At 42.0% G+C, this 17,126-nt stretch carries 13 protein-coding genes and 1 other RNA gene; 11 read left to right on the top strand and 3 right to left on the bottom strand.

What is annotated here, in order from left to right; genetic code table 11:
* Nucleotide 1 precedes the first annotated feature (1 nt).
* The 8 genes from fabZ (at nucleotide 2) to ACXAC4_RS11505 (ending at nucleotide 9,235) form a co-directional block, all read left to right on the top strand.
* Complete coding sequence (fabZ, locus tag ACXAC4_RS11540) at nucleotides 2-454, top strand: 3-hydroxyacyl-ACP dehydratase FabZ (protein WP_475161714.1); 453 nt, start codon at nucleotides 2-4, stop codon at nucleotides 452-454.
* Nucleotides 454-1,227, top strand: coding sequence for an acyl-ACP--UDP-N-acetylglucosamine O-acyltransferase (gene lpxA / locus ACXAC4_RS11535; RefSeq protein ID WP_475161713.1), 774 nt, complete (start codon nucleotides 454-456; stop codon nucleotides 1,225-1,227). Before fabZ ends, lpxA begins: the two co-directional genes overlap by 1 nt.
* Nucleotides 1,228-1,307: 80 nt before the next feature.
* The gene (gene lpxB / locus ACXAC4_RS11530; RefSeq protein ID WP_475161712.1) at nucleotides 1,308-2,465 is read left to right on the top strand and encodes a lipid-A-disaccharide synthase; all 1,158 of its coding nucleotides are present in this window, start codon (nucleotides 1,308-1,310) and stop codon (nucleotides 2,463-2,465) included.
* Nucleotides 2,455-3,051, top strand: a complete 597-nt coding sequence (gene rnhB / locus ACXAC4_RS11525) for a ribonuclease HII (protein ID WP_058030509.1) — start codon at nucleotides 2,455-2,457, stop codon at nucleotides 3,049-3,051. Before lpxB ends, rnhB begins: the two co-directional genes overlap by 11 nt.
* Nucleotides 3,051-6,542 carry a DNA polymerase III subunit alpha gene (dnaE, locus tag ACXAC4_RS11520; protein WP_475161710.1) on the top strand — a complete coding sequence of 1,164 codons (3,492 nt, stop codon included), beginning with the start codon at nucleotides 3,051-3,053 and terminating at the stop codon, nucleotides 6,540-6,542. Before rnhB ends, dnaE begins: the two co-directional genes overlap by 1 nt.
* 14 nt (nucleotides 6,543-6,556) lie before the next feature.
* Complete coding sequence (gene accA / locus ACXAC4_RS11515) at nucleotides 6,557-7,513, top strand: acetyl-CoA carboxylase carboxyl transferase subunit alpha (protein ID WP_130257115.1); 957 nt, start codon at nucleotides 6,557-6,559, stop codon at nucleotides 7,511-7,513.
* A 53-nt stretch (nucleotides 7,514-7,566) separates the two neighbouring features.
* Nucleotides 7,567-8,892 carry a tRNA lysidine(34) synthetase TilS gene (gene tilS / locus ACXAC4_RS11510; RefSeq protein ID WP_475161706.1) on the top strand — a complete coding sequence of 442 codons (1,326 nt, stop codon included), beginning with the start codon at nucleotides 7,567-7,569 and terminating at the stop codon, nucleotides 8,890-8,892.
* A 1-nt stretch (nucleotide 8,893) separates the two neighbouring features.
* A complete protein-coding gene (locus ACXAC4_RS11505; RefSeq protein WP_475161704.1) occupies nucleotides 8,894-9,235 on the top strand; it encodes a hypothetical protein in 342 nt (113 codons plus the stop codon).
* Between the two features lie 47 nt (nucleotides 9,236-9,282).
* Here ACXAC4_RS11505 and ACXAC4_RS11500 read toward each other — a convergent pair whose 3' ends face one another.
* On the bottom strand, nucleotides 9,283-10,179 hold the full coding sequence (locus tag ACXAC4_RS11500) for a GGDEF domain-containing protein (RefSeq protein ID WP_475161700.1): 897 nt from the start codon (nucleotides 10,177-10,179) through the stop codon (nucleotides 9,283-9,285).
* 144 nt (nucleotides 10,180-10,323) lie between these two features.
* Here ACXAC4_RS11500 and ACXAC4_RS11495 point away from each other — a divergent pair, with 144 nt between their 5' ends.
* On the top strand, nucleotides 10,324-12,297 hold the full coding sequence (locus tag ACXAC4_RS11495) for a monovalent cation:proton antiporter family protein (RefSeq protein WP_475161698.1): 1,974 nt from the start codon (nucleotides 10,324-10,326) through the stop codon (nucleotides 12,295-12,297).
* Between the two features lie 50 nt (nucleotides 12,298-12,347).
* On the opposite strand, the gene ACXAC4_RS11490 is transcribed toward ACXAC4_RS11495, so the two are convergent.
* Nucleotides 12,348-13,499, bottom strand: coding sequence for a patatin-like phospholipase family protein (locus ACXAC4_RS11490; protein ID WP_475161697.1), 1,152 nt, complete (start codon nucleotides 13,497-13,499; stop codon nucleotides 12,348-12,350).
* Between the two features lie 151 nt (nucleotides 13,500-13,650).
* On the opposite strand from ACXAC4_RS11490, the gene ACXAC4_RS11485 reads away from it, so the two are divergent.
* Together ACXAC4_RS11485 and ffs are read left to right on the top strand one after the other, a co-directional pair.
* Complete coding sequence (locus tag ACXAC4_RS11485) at nucleotides 13,651-14,541, top strand: DUF3014 domain-containing protein (RefSeq protein ID WP_475161694.1); 891 nt, start codon at nucleotides 13,651-13,653, stop codon at nucleotides 14,539-14,541.
* A gap of 131 nt (nucleotides 14,542-14,672) precedes the next feature.
* Nucleotides 14,673-14,769: signal recognition particle sRNA small type (gene ffs / locus ACXAC4_RS11480), an RNA gene on the top strand.
* Nucleotides 14,770-15,081: 312 nt separating this feature from the next.
* Here the strand turns inward: ffs and ACXAC4_RS11475 are convergent.
* Nucleotides 15,082-16,821, bottom strand: coding sequence for an alpha/beta hydrolase family protein (locus tag ACXAC4_RS11475; protein ID WP_475161693.1), 1,740 nt, complete (start codon nucleotides 16,819-16,821; stop codon nucleotides 15,082-15,084).
* Nucleotides 16,822-17,126 lie beyond the last annotated feature (305 nt).

Genomic DNA, 17,126 nt, shown 5'->3' with positions numbered 1-17,126 from the left:
TTTGGCTAACGAATTAAACAATTTTGATGTTCAAGAAATCATGCGTTTATTACCACACCGTTACCCTATGCTTTTGGTAGATAAAGTGGTCGATTTTCAGCCGGGTGATTACTTGCATGCGGTAAAAAATGTTACCGTGAATGAGCCAATTTTTACAGGTCACTTTCCTGACCAAAAAATCTTCCCAGGTGTACTTATTTTAGAAGCTATGGCACAAGCAACTGGCTTATTAGGTTTTAAAACAGTGCAAAATACTGGCGACAACGAGCTATACTTGTTTGCAGGCGTTGATAATGCACGTTTTAAACAGCCTGTAGTACCTGGCGATCAAATGCATATTCACGTTAAGTTTGAAAAAGAGCGTCGTAATATTTGGCGTTTTTCAGCAGAAGCAAAAGTAGATGGTAAGGTTGTGTGTAGTGCAGACCTTATGTGTGCAAGAAGAGAGTTTTAATGTTAATTCATCCTACTGCAGTTATTGAACCAGGCGCCAAACTTGGCGAAAACGTTAAAGTAGGGCCTTACAGCTACATTGGTAATGATGTTGTTATCGGAGATAACACGATTATTGAATCTCATGTAGTTGTTAAAGGGCCTTCGACGATTGGTAAAGGTAATCACTTTTATCAGTTTGCGTCTATTGGAGAAGCCTGCCAAGACAAAAAGTACAAGGATGAACCAACTCAACTAATCATGGGCGACAACAATATTGTTCGAGAATGCGCGACGATACACCGTGGTACCATTCAAGATCAAGGCGTGACTAAAATAGGTAGTAACAACTTATTTATGGCTTACACGCACATTGCTCATGATGCAGTGATTGGTAATAATGTCATTTTTTCAAATGGCGCAAGTGTAGCTGGTCACGTACATGTAGGTGATTGGGCTATTCTAGCTGGTAATACTGGTGTACATCAGTTCTGTAAAATTGGTGCGCACGCATTTATTGGTATGTACTCAGGTGTGAGTAAAGACGTTCCACCTTTTGTTACAACGACAGGTATGCCAGCAAAACCTGCAGCAGTGAATACCGAGGGTATGAAGCGCCGTGGGTTTGAAAGCGATGAAATTATGGCGGTTCGTAGAGCGTATAAAGCACTTTACAGAAAGGGCTTAACACTAGACGAGGCCGTGGCTTCTCTGGCTGACGATGCGAAACAGTTTGCAGCAGTGCAAAGCATGATTGATTTCTTAGACACGTCTGAGCGCGGCATTATTCGCTAGCCTCGACGGTTTATTTAAAGCATGTACAAACGCCATACAATTTAACGTGTATGGCGTTTTTATTTAAAAAGAATTAGAACATGACGACAAATACACAGCCAATCACGATTGGTGTTGTCGCAGGCGAGTTGTCCGGCGATATTTTGGGTGCAGGCTTAATCAAAGCGTTGAAAGTACATTATCCAAATGCACGTTTTATCGGCATTGCAGGCCCTAAAATGCAGGCTGAGGGCTGTGAGAGCTTATTCGATATGGAAGAGCTCTCAGTGATGGGGTTAGTCGAAGTTTTAGGCCGACTGCCACGTTTACTGAAAATCAGAAAACAGCTAGTCCAGCACTTTATAGACAACCCACCTGATGTTTATGTGGGTATTGATGCGCCAGACTTTAACCTTCGTGTAGAAAAGCCATTAAAAGCGGCTGGTATTAAAACAGTGCAATACGTGAGCCCTTCAGTGTGGGCTTGGCGTCAAAAACGTATTTTTAATATTGCTGAAGCAACCAGCTTGGTTTTGTCGTTATTGCCATTTGAAAAAGCTTTTTATGACAAACATGAAGTACCATGTACGTTTGTCGGCCACACCTTAGCGGATGACATTCCACTTGAAACCGATACCAATGCGGCGAGAACGAAGTTAAACCTTTCTGCTGAAGATACCGTTTTAGCGCTTCTTCCGGGCAGTCGTGGCTCTGAGGTTGGCTTATTAAGTGAGACGTATCTGCAAACAGCTCAAAAACTTCAAGAGCGTATTCCTGAATTAAAAGTTATCGTGCCTTTAGTAAACGATAAACGCAGAGCGCAATTCACTGAGATAAAAGAAAAAGCCGCACCAAATCTAAAAGTTCAGCTTTTGGACGGTCAATCTAGTGAAGCGATGACCGCGGCAAACGCTGTATTACTTGCCTCTGGTACTGCGACACTTGAAGCCATGCTATATAAAAAGCCTATGGTGGTCGGGTATAAGTTTAAGCCTGTGAGTTATTGGATCTTCAAAAACTTTTTTACTTTTAATATTAAGTATTTCTCTCTTCCTAATTTATTGGCTGATGCGCCCTTGGTGCCTGAATTTTTACAAGATGAATGTAATAGCGATGCGCTAGCCGATGCGCTTTTTCCTATGCTAAAAGGCGATAGCCAAGCATTGATTGATAAATTTTACGATATTCACAACAACATTCGACTTGATGCCAGCAAACAAGCGGCTCTAGCAGTTAAGGAGCTTATAAATGCAAATTGAACGACCAAATGTTAAATATATTGCCGGTGTAGACGAAGTTGGCCGTGGCCCACTAGTAGGTGATGTTGTCACCGCTGCGGTTATTTTAGATCCGAGTCAGCCCATTGAAGGCCTTGCTGATTCTAAAAAGCTTTCAGAAAAAAAGCGTAATGCACTCGCTGCAGAAATAAAAGAAAAAGCACTTTGCTATCACATTGCTCGTGCCAGTGTGGCTGAAATTGACGAGCTGAATATTTTACATGCGACCATGCTTGCTATGACTCGTGCTGTCGAAGGTCTGACTATTCAGCCTGAATTTGTATTTGTAGATGGCAACCGCTTACCAAAACTAAGCATGGCAGCGCAGAGTGTGGTTAAAGGCGATAGTTTAGTCGAAGAGATCAGTGCAGCGTCAATTTTAGCAAAAGTTGCACGTGACCAAGAAATGCTAGAGCTTGATGCACAATACCCAGAATATGGCTTTGCAGGTCATAAAGGCTATCCAACGAAAGCGCATTTTGCGGCATTAGAGCAATACGGTGCAACGCCACACCACCGCACGTCATTTAAGCCTGTACAGCGAATTTTGCAAAGTAAGGAGCAGTAATGCCAGCACCGCAGTTTGTTCATTTACGCGTTCACAGTGACTTCTCTATGGTTGATGGCTTGGCAAAGACCAAGCCGATTGTTGCGCGAGCACAAGAGTTAGCGCTTCCTGCCTTTGCTATTACTGATCAAATGAACTTATGTGGCCTTGTACGTTTCTATGGCGGGGCGCATGGTGCAGGTATTAAGCCAATCGTCGGGGCGGATATCTGGCTTAAAAGTGATGAGTTTCCTGAAGAGCCATGCCGTTTGGTGGTACTTGCTAAAAATAACGATGGCTACAAAAACCTGACTTTACTTATTTCGAGAGCCTATCAGCGTGGTCATGTCTTCCATCGTCCTGTGGTAGATAAACAGTGGCTTGCTGAGCACAAAGAAGGCTTAATTTTACTTTCGGGTGGTAAAGACGGCGATGTGGGTAAGGCGCTTCTAAAGCATAACCATCAATTGGTATTAGATACGGTTGCTTTCTATGAAGAACACTTCAAAGATCATTTCTATCTCGAGCTGATCCGAACTGGTCGTGCTGACGAAGAAGATTACTTACATGAAGCGGTGAAACTGGCTGAGCAACGAGATTTGCCAGTTGTTGCTACCAATGAAGTGGTGTTTTTACATGAACATGACTTTGATGCGCACGAAATTCGTGTGGCTATTCACGATGGTTACACACTTGAAGACAAACGCCGTCCTAAACGTTTCTCAAAAGAGCAGTATTTAAAAACGCCTGAGCAAATGATTGAGTTGTTCTGCGATATTCCAGAAGCGCTTGAGAACAGTGTTGAAATTGCAAAACGCTGTAATGTGACCGTTCAGCTTGGAACTTACTTCTTACCAGATTATCCGACGGGTGATTTAAAAATTGAAGACTTCTTGGTTAAGGTATCCGAAGACGGTCTTGAAGAGCGTTTGCAGTTCTTATTCCCTGACGAAGATGAGCGTAAAGAAAAACGCGTTGAGTATGATGAACGTCTTAAAATCGAACTCGACGTTATCAACCAAATGGGATTCCCAGGTTACTTCTTGATCGTAATGGAGTTCATCCAGTGGAGTAAAGATAACAATATTCCAGTAGGGCCAGGGCGTGGTTCGGGTGCGGGTTCATTAGTAGCTTATGCCCTGAAGATCACAGACCTTGATCCTCTTGAATTCGACTTACTATTCGAGCGATTCCTAAACCCTGAACGTATCTCAATGCCCGACTTCGACGTCGACTTCTGTATGGATAGACGAGACGAGGTAATCGACCACGTAGCTAAGTTATATGGGCGGGACGCGGTATCTCAGATCATCACTTTCGGTACTATGGCCGCAAAAGCAGTAATACGTGACGTAGGTCGTGTACTCGGTCACCCGTATGGCTTCGTTGACCGCATATCAAAGTTAGTACCGCCAGATCCGGGTATGACCCTAGCTAAAGCTTTTGATGTCGAGCCCCGTTTACCAGAAGCTTACGATGGCGATGAAGAAGTAAAAGAGCTTATCGACATGTGTCGCATACTTGAAGGCTGTACACGTAACGCTGGTAAGCACGCCGGTGGTGTTGTTATCTCGCCAACGACCATTACTGACTTTGCGGCGCTGTATTGCGATGAAGAAGGTAAGTTCCCGGTTACACAATTTGATAAGAACGACGTTGAAACTGCGGGCTTGGTTAAGTTCGACTTCTTAGGTCTAAGAACACTGACAATCTTGCAGTGGGCGCTAGATATGACCAACGAGCGTTTAGCTCGAGAAGGTAAAGAGCCTGTAGATATTAATGCTATTCCACTTGATGACAAAGCTAGTATTGAGCTATTGCTTCGCGCCGAAACCACCGCGGTGTTCCAGCTTGAATCACGTGGTATGAAAGATCTGATTCGTCGTCTTAAGCCCGACTGCTTCGAAGATATGATCGCACTGGTAGCCCTATTCCGACCGGGTCCACTGCAATCGGGCATGGTAGATAACTTCATCGACCGTAAGCACGGCCGAGAAGACATTTCATACCCTGATGCACAGTATCAGCATGACAGTTTGCAACCTATTCTAGAGCCAACCTACGGGATCATCCTCTATCAGGAGCAGGTAATGCAGATCGCGCAGGTGTTAGCAGGTTATACGCTAGGTGGCGCTGACATGCTTCGTCGTGCGATGGGTAAGAAAAAGCCTGAAGAAATGGCGAAGCAGCGTTCAACCTTCGAAGAGGGTGCCGTGAATAACGGGGTCGATGGCGAACTCGCCATGAAGATCTTCGACTTGGTAGAAAAATTTGCAGGTTACGGCTTTAACAAATCTCACTCAGCAGCCTATGCACTGGTTTCGTATCAAACGCTTTGGATGAAAACCCATTATCCAGCCGAGTTCATGGCTGCGGTAATGTCGGCGGATATGGATAACACTGATAAAATCGTCACCCTGGTTGATGAATGTGAAAACATGAAGCTGGCCTTATTACCGCCTAACGTCAATGAAGGCTTATATAAGTTTACTGTAAACTTAAAAGGCGAAATTGTTTACGGTATCGGTGCGATTAAAGGGGTAGGTGAAGGCCCGGTTGAAGCCATTCTCGAAGCACGTGAGCAGGGTGGTGAGTTTAAAGACTTATTCGACTTCTGTGCTCGTGTTGATTTAAAACGTTTAAACAAGCGTGTGGTTGAAAAACTGATTTATGCAGGTGCTTTAGACAAACTGGGACCTGAGCAAAATCAAGCTGGTCGTTCAATCCTAATCGCTAGTCTACCTGCTGCAATGAAAGCTGCTGAGCAGCATCATAAAGCAGAAGCGATTGGTCAAAGTGACTTGTTTGGTTTGCTTGCGACAGAGCCAGATGAAGTGGAGCAAGCGTTTGAGTCTGCTCTTCCTATGCCAGATAAAGAGTGGCTAAACGGTGAGAAAGAAACCTTAGGCTTATATTTAACGGGTCACCCAATCAATCAGTATCGTAAAGAGTTAAAACACTATACGTCGGGTAAACTGGTTGACTTACAGCCGACTAACCGTGATGTTAGCGCTACGGCCGCCGGTTTGGTGATTAATGCAAGAACGCTGATTAATAAACGAAATCAACGTTGGGGTTTAATAACTTTAGATGACAAAAGTGCCCGAATTGATGTACGCTTATTTCCTGAACAGTACGAAACTTATCAAGAATTGCTGCAAATTAACCAAATCTTGGTAATATCTGGACAGGTCAGCTTTGATAACTTCTCTGGTGGCATTACAATGACAGCCAGAGACGTGTGTACCATAGCTCAGGCGCGTGAAAAACGCATCAGAGCAATAAAAATGACTCTAAATATGGTGCAAATTGACGCGAACTTCTTCGATAATTTACGAAAAGTCTTAGAACCTTATAAATTCGGTACTTGCGAAGTTAAGGTTCAATATCAGCGTCCTGATGCGTTAGCAGAACTAACGTTAGGTACAGAATGGTGTGTGACGCCAACAGATGATCTAATAACGCGATTATCTCAGTTGGCGGCACAAGATATAGAATTAGAATTTAATTAATTAGGTTGTAGAGCATGAGCCTCAATTATCTTGATTTTGAGCTTCCAATTGCTGAATTAGAAGCAAAAATTAAAGAATTACAAAATGTTAGCCGTTCAGGCAGTTTAGACCTGAGCTTAGAAGAAGAAATTTCTCGTTTAAAAGAAAAGAACGTTGAGCTAACTGAAAAAGTATTCTCTGAATTAGGTGCATGGCAGGTTTCTCAACTTGCACGTCACCCGTTACGTCCATATGCACGTGATTACATCGAGCGCATTTTTACTGAGTTTGACGAATTTGCGGGTGACCGTACTTTCGCAAATGACCCTGCAATTTTAGGTGGTGTAGCACGTTTAGACGGTAAGCCTGTTATGGTTATCGGTCAGCAAAAAGGTCGTGATACAGCAGAAAAAATTAAACGTAACTTTGGTATGCCAAAGCCAGAAGGTTACCGTAAAGCCCTTCGTTTAATGGAAATGGCTGAGCGTTTTAAAATGCCAATCATCACATTCATTGACACGCCGGGGGCATACCCAGGTGTTGGCGCTGAAGAGCGTGGTCAAAGTGAAGCAATCGCACGTAACCTAAAAGTGATGGCTGCGTTAAAAGTACCAACAATTTGTACGGTTATCGGTGAAGGTGGTTCAGGTGGTGCACTTGCCATTGGTGTCGGTGACCGTGTAAACATGCTTCAGTACAGTACGTACTCTGTTATCTCTCCTGAAGGGTGTGCGTCAATCCTTTGGAAGAGTGCTGAAAAAGCGCCACTTGCTGCAGAAGCCATGGGTGTATCGGCAACGCGAGTAAAAGAGTTAGACCTAATCAACAACATCATCGACGAGCCACTAGGTGGCGCGCATCGTAACTACGATGAGATGGCGAAAAACTTAAAAGCTCAACTTAACCGTGACCTTGCTGAGTTAACAGCATTAAGCACAGAAGACATGCTTGAGCAGCGTTACAAGCGACTAATGTCGTTTGGTTACTGCTAAACTTAAGCTTTTGAAAAAAGCCGCATTATGCGGCTTTTTTGCGTTTTAGAGTTATGATACAAACCACTTTATTTAAACAGTTTAAAACAGCATTAGAGCCCAAATTACATTTAGGCTCAGGCCTAACGGTGGCACTTTCGGGTGGTGTCGACTCTGTCGTGTTATTACATTTGTGTAAGACCTACCTTGAGAGTCTAGATTCAAATCAGTCTATTTCAGTCGAAGCTATTTATGTTAACCATGGTTTATCTGAAAATGCTCAAGACTGGCAGCAGTTTTGTGAGCAGCTTTGTCTATCTCTGAATATTCCTTTTAAAACCAAGTGCGTTAATGTTCAGCCAAAAGCGAGACAATCTCTTGAGGCGCTTGCACGAGATGCGCGCTATCAGGCGCTTGATGAGCTAGCAGAGCAGGACAATCTAATTTTATTAGGTCAGCATGCGGACGATCAGTTAGAAACCTTCTTATTGCGACTCAAGCGCGGCTCTGGCCTTACAGGGCTCAGTGCAATGCATGACGAAGTTCGTTTATCATCTGGGCGGCAGTGTATTAGGCCTCTTTTGAACATCTCACGAGAAGACATTGAAGCATTTGCTCGCATTTTTTCTTTAGCGCATATCGAAGATGAGTCGAATCAAGATGATATGTTCGATCGCAATTTTTTACGCAACCAAATCATTCCGCCGCTTAAAAAACGCTTTAATGGTTTTTTAAAAAGTACGCTTCGCAGTATTGAGTTGTTACAGCAGCAGCAAGCCTTAATTGACGAAATAAGCCAAGCGGACTTATTGCTCTGTGCAGATAAAAACGATGTGCCTTCTACACTAAAGCTCAATGAGTTAAAGCAGTTTAGCGAACTTAGACAGAGCAATGTGGTGAGAGCATGGTTAAGCGATTTAGGGGTAGTTATGCCCTCGAAAGCGCAAATGTCACAGATTTTAACGCAAAGCCTAGAAAGTCGTGAAGATGCACAAATGCAGGTGCAGTTATCGAAAGGGGCGATTAGACGTTACAGAGACAAGTTGTATTTTGATACGCAGGACGCCACTCCAAATAACGTTGAAAACATCGAAAGCATGACGCTAATTTTAAATGATAAAACGACATTAAAACGCGAGTCTGGTGGATTACTAAGACTGCCTTTTGAGCATGAGCGCGTTTCTATCCGTTTTGGGCTGTTAAAGTCACAAATAAAACCATATAAGAAAGTACGTAGTAATACGTTAAAATATTGGCTTAAAGAATTAAAAGTCCCCACTTGGCAGCGAGATAATATCCCCTTAGTGTTTTACGACGACAACCTTGTACAGGTTGTGGGCCATTTTGTATCTGCTGATCATATCAGTGAGGATAGCGGTATTTCTTGGGAGTTAACCTAATATGCAACAGAGACAAATTGGTCAATCATTGGCGCAAAAATCCCCCATCGGCATGGTATTCACCTTACTGCTTTTTATTCCTTTGGCTGTAAATAGCGAACTAATACTTGGTAATTTAATCTCAGCAATAGCACTTGGTATGATCACCGTGATTTTATTATTGAGCTATTGGCACGGTAAAGGTGGCAGCTTTTTTATTTTTGCGCTTTTAATGCCATTGGTTTTGGTGGTGATGGCGGAGTTACCTAGTTTTGTTGCTCTGGCGTGGTTAATTAACGCTTTTTTCTTTGGTGCTTCTGCTTGTTTGTTTGCTTATTTGCTATGGAGCAAGTCGAAGCAATAAAAAGGGTAAGTGCCAAAGTAAGTTAGGGGCTTACTTTGGCGAAATGTTTAGATAGCGCGTGCGCAGTTTCTGCCTGCTGCTTTCGCTTTATATAAGCCTTTATCGGCTCTTGCAAAGATATTATCTTCGCAGTCTGAACTTTCGGCTAACGTGAAGCCAATACTGGTGGTTACTGCATATTTAGCCATCTGTTCACAGTGCTCGACAGATGCCATAATACGTTCTGCAATCAACTTATTAGTAACAAACTCTGGATCATCAATCAGAATTGCAAATTCATCTCCGCCGAAACGATATACACTGTCAGTTGCTCTAATTGAGGCTTTTAAAATATTTGAAAATTCAATGAGTACATCATCACCCGCTTTGTGGCCAAAGTTATCGTTTACTTGTTTAAAGTTGTCTAAATCAAGCAGCATCAAACTAAATTTACGTTGATGACGGCGGCCATTTTCAATCTTCTGAACGAGGTTGTCATTAAATTGGCTGCGGTTATATAAACCAGTTAATGAATCTTTCGTTGCCAGTTGTAAAACACGTTGATACATCAATGCGTTTCGCAATGGGTAAACTAAAACTTGGTGTATAGATTGCAACTTGCTTTTAATAGCTGTGCTTAACTGGTATTGGCAAAAATACACCAGTTTACCTAAATGCTCTCCATTTAGGTCTAAATCGAAACTAAAAGGTGTGTACTGTTTATCACTGTCTTTTAACTGAAAAGCGCCTAATGCAGTGTGAAACTGTAGTCCTGACAATTTGATGATACGTTCGGCATGCTCTGCATAAATGGCTAAAAGCTCTTCGATATCAAGTGTTGTTTGCAGCTTTTCAACTAGACGATGAGCAAACATTGGCTCTTGGTTAATATATTGCTCAGTATTAAACGGCAAATAGTCGCCACGCGTTGTGAGCCTTTGCGTCAGAATATGGACGTTTTCCATTAGTTAGAACCCCTAATTATCATAACTGAGTTCAAACAAGCTAATTTTGTGCCAAATTTTTAAACTGGCTGAAAAACAATCGCTTGCTATAGTTAATTAAAGTCGAATTATAAACATCAATAAAATTGACTCTCTGGAGGCCATTTGCAGAGCATTTATAGTCAAGTTTTTGCCTTATTGCTTGCCGCAATGATTCTAGTTTGGTTGTTCAAGCGCATTGGCTTGCCGGCAATTTTAGCTTATTTAGTCACAGGGGTACTGGCGAGTAGTCCGAGTATTGGCTGGATGAGTATGAGCGATGAGATGCACTTTATTGCTGAGCTCGGCATCGTCTTTTTACTGTTTAGTCTCGGTTTAGAGTTCTCAGTACCTAAGTTAATGGCAATGCGTAACTTGGTATTTGGGCTTGGTGGCTTGCAAGTTATCTTAACTATCTTGGTAGCTATGCCGATAGTCCGTTTCTTTGATTATGGTTGGCTAAGTGCATTTACCATAGCCAGTATTATGGCGCTTTCTTCAACTGCCGTTGTCGTTAAAATATTAAAAGAAAATGGCGCGCTCAATCAGCGGCGAGGCCAGCTTTCGGTCGGAATCTTATTGTTTCAAGATATCGCTGTCGTACCTTTACTTATCAGTATTCCGTTATTCGCGCAGGCAGACAACCAGATGTTAGCAAGCACTTTGGCGATAGCATTAGCGAAAGGGGCGTTTGTCTGTATTTTGCTGTGGGCTATTGGTAAATGGCTGTTGCCATTTGTCTTTAATGAAGTCGCACAAGTCAGAACTGATGAATTATTTGTACTGTCTACTTTAGTGGTCGCTTTGTGCGCGGCTGGTCTGACTTACTTATTTGGTTTGTCTATGGCACTTGGCGCGTTTTTAGCAGGCATGATGTTAGGTGAAAGTCAGTATCGACATCAATTAGAAGCTGAGATCCGGCCCTTTAGAGACATACTAATGGGGCTATTTTTTGTCACTGTTGGGATGCAGCTCAATGTCGGCTTTGTTATTGAAATGTTTTGGTATATCTGCGCTGCGTTAGTTGTTTTATTTGTCTTGAAGTTATTGCTCATCTGGGGCTGCGCGCAATTAATTGGTGAGCGTAAAAAAGATGCCATTGCATCAGGTATTTTACTTTGGCAGATGGGGGAGTTTGGTTTTGTGCTCATCGCGTTGGCTTCAACACATCAATTAATGGCTTCTACAACCGCATCATTTTTAATCGCGCTGGGTGTGTTTTCAATGGCCCTCACGCCTTATTTAATCAGTCAAACAGACCGTATTTTGGGTGTGTTAAACATTGATAGTGAACAGGGTAACGAACAATTTCAAAAAACGTTCGGCAGTCATAATTTAAATGGTCATGTTCTAATTCTTGGGTATGGACGGGTAGGGCAAACCATTACGCGCTTTTTAAAACCTGAGGCAATCCCCTATGTTGCAATTGAGCGAAACCCACTGCTTGTACAAGAGGCACAAAACGCGGGAGAACCTGTTTTATTTGGGCATGCTGCGCAAAATACCATTTTAAAATCAGCCAAAGTTGAACAAGCTAAGTTGGTGATAGTCACTATGTCTGACTTTGAACAAAATCAACCCGTGATAGATGCGATAAAAAGAGTCGCGCCGGGTGTCTCCATTATTGTTCGCGCCACAGATGATATACATCTTGAAGACTTTAAAAAGATGGGGGTGACAGAAGTTGTGCCTGAAGCACTTGAGGCAAGTTTAATGCTTATTTCTCACGTATTGCATATGTCTGGCGTGCCGATGCGCCGTATATTTCGCCGAGTAAGCCAAGAGCGTGAAAATCGTTACGAGTTTCTCCATGGCTTTTTTACCGACGGCTCCGTGGAGCAAAATAGCGAGCCATTAGAGCGTTTAGAGTATCTGCATGCTATTGCTTTGCCAGAGTCCGCTTATGCCATTGATAAACAAATAGCGCAGTTGAATTTAAATAAACAGCGAGTCGTGATCACCGCATTAAGAAGAGATGGGCAAGAAATAGAATCTCCTGATGACGACGTCATATTGCAAGCAAACGACATTCTATTGTTAAAAGGCAAGCCTAGACGCGTAGAGCGAGCAGAGCAATTCTTGTTAGAGGGGTTGTCATAAAGCGAAGTTTGCCGATGCTTTCTAAAGCGTCAATTGAGCTGAGTGCAGGCCTAATTCAGTTCAAGAAAATCTCTAATTTCATCTAGCCTGTCTAGCCCATCTTGATAACCAAACTCAATGAGCCTTCGGGTATAGGCTTTCTCAAACATTAAGTAACTCGCTAAGCTCGACTCCGAGTGCTTTTTGATACCAATCGAACGTAATAGCATTCTGACTGCCAGTGGCATATGTTCATAGCATTCGGTCGCTATTTCATTAAAGTTTTGCGTTGGGTTAATGACGAGTGTTGAAACTTGTTTTAGCTCTTTGTGTTTATTCTTTGAGTTAGAAGGCAGTAAACCTATGGTTCGGTTAACTCGTTCTAAACGTTCCAAATCTGATTGCAGCGTGTCAGCAAAGACGCTATCTAGCAAGTGGCCAGCAACCGTTGATACACCAGGGAAATGAGGTTCGTAACCTATGGCGCGTTGACGTTTTGGCTGCTCAACACCGATGATGAATATTTTATCGGCACCTAAATGAATTGATGGGCTAAGCGGTGAAAGTTGGTGTATTGAGCCATCACCATAGTAGTGGTGTTTTACTCTGACACTTGGAAACACCATAGGAATGGCACTTGAGGCCATGAGTAAGTCTAAAGTAATTTGCCCTGCAACGCCTTCACGTTTAGCACGTTGCCAAGGGGTGGCATTATTCGACTGAAAGACTGCCACTGATTTTCCGGTTGAATAACTTGATACCGTAACAGACACTGCCTCTAAGTATTTTCTATGTAAGTTTCTATCAATGCGTGATAAATCTAAAACATCATTGAGCAATGCTCGAAGCGGCGAGTTGTCTAGTAGGCTGGCGGGGGGATGATTTAAATAGTCAGATTGAAAGCTTCGCATCATATTGCCAAGAATATAACTCGACGCGCCAGTAAAAGAGCTCTTATAGACCATATGAGTATGAAACTGGCGCCATACCCATTCTATTTTGCGTACCGCCAAGTGCATACATGAGGCGTAACACGCCATCGCAGCTGAGTTAATTGCGCCCGCAGAGGTACCATTAATAATTTGAAAAGGAATTTTGGCATTGCGAGGCATACTCAAAGCCAATGCTTTTAATACTCCGACTTGGTAAGCAGCTCTTGCGCCACCACCGGTCAGTAGTAATGCCATTTTTGAATGCTGAGTATTTTGCGGTTTTTTTTCCATATTCGCCCTTAATTATTATGAACTTTTTGCTGCGAATGCCATCAGTTACCGTATATCACTTGCAACAATCACTCAGTGATATATCTTTACTTTATAACTAATTATAGAATATTCAACGGAATATTGTGTTCAGCCATTAACCGGAGCAAACATGTCAGAACAACCTTCTTCAAAGCCTTCCCAAACCCAGCTGCTATTTGCAGCCGTTGTTGTTATGGCGTTAATCGTCGTTGCTGTTTTTATTCTTTCAAGCAAATCTGAACAGCCAGTAGAAAATGAAAAGTTTAAGCAAGACGTCGTCGTGCCTGCCGCAGAACCGGTAAAACCTGTCAATACGGCGCAAAATCAACCAGAGCCTGAGCCAGAACCTGAGGTTGTAGAAACATATGAACCTGAGCCGCAGCCAGAGCCGGCCCCTGAGCCTGTTGAAGAGCGAATCGTTGAAGCAAAACCTGCTGAGCCTCAGCTTCCATCGTTGGATGAGAGTGATGCAGAAGTGAAACAAAGCTTAGGTGAATACCTCACTGAGCAATCTTTAGGTTTGTTAGTGACTGAAGATATGGTGCGCAGAACCGTGGTTTTTGTTGATAACTTAGCGCAAGGCAAGCTTGCAAAAAAGCATGCACCTGTGAGTGCTCCGGTTGATAAGTTTATGGCGCTTGAGTCAGACATCATCATTACAGATCCAAATAGCTTTGAGCGTTATACTCCTTATGTCGATATGCTAACGCAAATGAGCAATGCGCAAATCGTACGTGTGTATAAAAAGTTTCAGCCACTTATTTTTGAAGCCTATGAAGAAATAGGTTATGAGGGCGAAGACTTTAATTACACATTAAATGAAGCAATCACTGAACTTTTAGACACGCCAATTCCTGAAACAAGCTTGCCGCTGATTAAAGATTCAGTGACTTATAGCTATGCATATCCAGAATGGGAAAAGTTATCGGATGCGCAAAAGCAGTTCTTACGTATGGGTCCTGCAAACATGAAACGTGTTAAGACTAAGCTTGAAGCTGTGAAGAAGTCTTTAGCAAATTAATCTCGCCATATTTTTAAACCGATTGTTTAAGCATTAGGCAATCGGTTTAATTAATTCAGTTTTTCCTTGAATCTAAAGCACATAATAGAGATAATCCTTCCCGCGCCTAACAAGGCCCACTATGGTGGTCTTATTGGTCCTCTCGCAACAATAGTTCGTGAACCTGGTCAGGTCCGGAAGGAAGCAGCCACAGCGAATGACTTGTGTGCCGGGATGTGGCTGGTAAGACTACCACCCAATCCTTCTAAGATTTCAAATTTATACTCCCAAAAAATAATACACTTTTCTTTCCTTAGCTAATCGAAGCCGTTTATATTCATTCTTAAATTAAACCAATGTCCTTATTTACTATTTAGCTGAGCCTCGAAAAGGGAAAATAGTGGTGAGTCGCTCTAACACTATTTTGGATAAAACGTGTTAGAGACTAATGGTAGTTTTGCTGTAATCGCTGCCGTTAAAAACGATTCTATACCTTTCCTAAAGGTAAGCTCGCTTTTTTAATGCGTTAATGACTCGCTTGTTCAAAATAAAGCTGATTAGCTATATCGCAGTCGTTATTCCAATATCATCCAAGATGATAGTTACATCTCTAGTTGGTGCAAAAATAAAGACAAGCTCTAATTCGCTTTCAGCATTGATTGGCTTATTCAATTCAATAGGGAGTGTGAAGGTTTGCAAAACTGGCTCTGTTGGCGCATATCTCACACTACCTTTTTCCAATTCAGAGAAGTCAGAAATTAATAAAGGCGAGACACTGCCAGATACGGCCAAGCTTTTTTTAAATATTACATCAGACTTATTAAGTAGCTCTACCTTGGTATCAGATAACAAATTGTATGATCCACATTCTTCGCCTTCTCCTGAATCAGCTCTAGCCAGTGAGAAACTTAGGTAGGGTTTTTCTTTGCGATTTTGCTGAGACAACTCAGCACCTGTGAACTTAATGCTCACCCGTGTTTCAACTTGTTTCTTAAGTTGAACCTTCAATACATTATTAGAGGTTTTAGTGCCGTTTCTTAAACGCTCTGAGTCTATGCTAATCGGCAGTTCTTCTACTGTTTTATCGGATAGGGCTTTAACGGTATTTTCTTTTTCAGCGTCACCCTCAAAATCTTCTATAGTTTTGAAGTCAGATGTCATATGGCGACTGATATAAATATCATCTGGAAGACCAAACTCATTAGTCACAGGTTGTCTAAAAATTTTTCGATACGCTTTTTTGTTCGCCAATGTAGCTTCTAAAAAAGCAGAAACATACACTTTAGTTAACTTCTCTTGTTGTTTGGCGGTTAATAGCTTTGAATAAAAATCTTTGCTGCTTCCCCAATGGTAATCATCAGACATGTCTTGATTAAAGTTTATGTGGTTAGCACGATAAATATAAATGGACTGCTTTAAGAGGTCTTTATCAGCATCGAAGTGAGTGCGATGCCATTGTTGGCTACCAAGAAACTGATAAACATCTGCATCATGGCCGCCTTGTAACACTAAATAGTTAACATTTTTCAGGATATTTCTGCCATCGGCATGTTGATATTGCCCGTCCATTGGGGCTAATGCGACAACGGATTTAATGTTAAAACCAAACCCTGTTGATTCAGTACTATTTGGTAAAGTTTTCCATTGATTAAATGATGCAGCTAAAGCAACAGCCTCACCCCCTCTAGACATGCCTATTAAAGCGATATTCTCTAAATCTAGCTTGTTATAAAAAGCATGGTCTTGCTCAGTATTCCATTTTTTTAGCAGTTTGATATGTTCAAGTAGTATCCAACCGCGTGCACCATTTTCTCCCCACAAGCCATTCAAATACGTTTGATCTACTTGCACCACAAAATGCCCACGGCTGGCGAGTAACTCACCCAGATAATCAAACCCAGGCGCAGAATTTCCATGGACTAATAATACTAACGGCAGTGGTTGGGAAGCTAACGGAAGCCAAACTTTAGCCTGCAAAGGTAAATTACCACTTTTAAATTCGTGGTAAGCATTGTTTTCATATCCTTGGTTGCGAGAATAGTCGGCAAGAAAGCTCGGCAAGCTCACATTTGGAGCAATGACATCAGGTTTTGAGATAGCAAATAAAAAAGGTTGTTCGCCATAGTTCATTACTTTGTATTTATGTTCGCCCAGTTCAGCAGGATTAGGTAAACCTGTAAACGAACTATTTGGCTGACTATATCTTTCAATAACACACTGTAAAACATCTGAAGCGAATGTCGAAAAAGAGGCGGTAATTATGGATAGGGTGGCAAAAAAACACGAAAAACGAGTGAGCATCAAAATTGTCCCTAATATCAAAATTTAGCACGTGATATTGTATATCAAACTGATCTTACTATAAAAAAATACAATTTTTTATAATATGCTCTCTGAGACGCAAGTTGCTCAAAAAAGGTTTAAATTAGTGTTTGAATGAAAGTTTGAAGGTTGCGCTTAAAGTAAAACACTAATTCAGCGCTTATAACCATCAATTTCCGCTTCTGACATGATGTAAATTCAGAGAAAGCCTCTTAAATAAGTCACTTTTTGCTTCAAACATCATTGGTAATAAAACCCTTAAAAACTGATATAGCCTACTCGTT

The sequence above is a fragment of the Pseudoalteromonas sp. AWM4_233 genome, assembly GCF_056158285.1.
This window is presented reverse-complemented; position numbering and strand designations above follow the sequence as displayed.